General features: G+C 47.8%; 1 protein-coding gene. It reads left to right on the forward strand.

Annotated features, from left to right (window positions below; genetic code table 11):
* Positions 1-831 (forward strand): DUF5011 domain-containing protein (locus A3766_RS05800; RefSeq protein WP_156508720.1); only part of this gene is annotated, 831 nt, incomplete at both ends.

Genomic DNA, 831 nt, shown 5'->3' on the forward strand with positions numbered 1-831 from the left:
GGATGCCGTTGGAAACATCGCAACGACTGTCACTCGTAATGTAATCGTCCAAGACACAACTATCCCTAGCATTACACTAAGCGGAGCTTCGAGTATCACTCTGGAAAAAGGCGACACTTATATAGAAGAAGGAGCCACAGCCACCGATAATGTTGATGGTGATATTACGGCTAATATCATTATCTCAGGAAGCGTCACGAACGATACGGTTGGAAGCTATGTCCTAAACTACGACGTGTCAGACTCATCAGGCAATGCAGCAGTAGTCGTTTCTCGCACAATTAATGTTGTCGATACCACTGCACCGATTATTACGCTAATAGGCGCCAGCCCGTATAATCAAGAATTAAACACCCGGTTCACCGACCCTGGCGCTACTGCATCAGATGTTCCAGGCGAAGACTTAAGCAGCTCCATTGTCGTCAGCGGTTCTGTTGATTCAAGCATTGCTGGTACTTACACACTTTCTTATGACCTAAGCGATGCAGCAGGAAATATAGCGACAACAATATCTCGCGACGTAATCGTTGCCGATACCGGCGCGCCAACGATCACCCTTCTTGGAAGCAACCCTCTTGATCACGAGCTTGGAAATGCCTACACCGATCCAGGCGCTACTGCATCAGATGCAATCGACGGAGACTTAAGCAGCAGCATTGCCGTAGCTGGAGATACCGTCAACCCGAACCTAACAGGCACATGCAATGTCACATACGATGTTTCGGACTCAGTTGGCAACGCTGCACCTACCGAAATAAGAACAGTAAACGTAAACGACACAACACCTCCAACTCTCATTTTGTCTGGCGACTCAACAGTTCTGCATGAATT

Source organism: Oleiphilus sp. HI0132 (assembly GCF_001635845.1).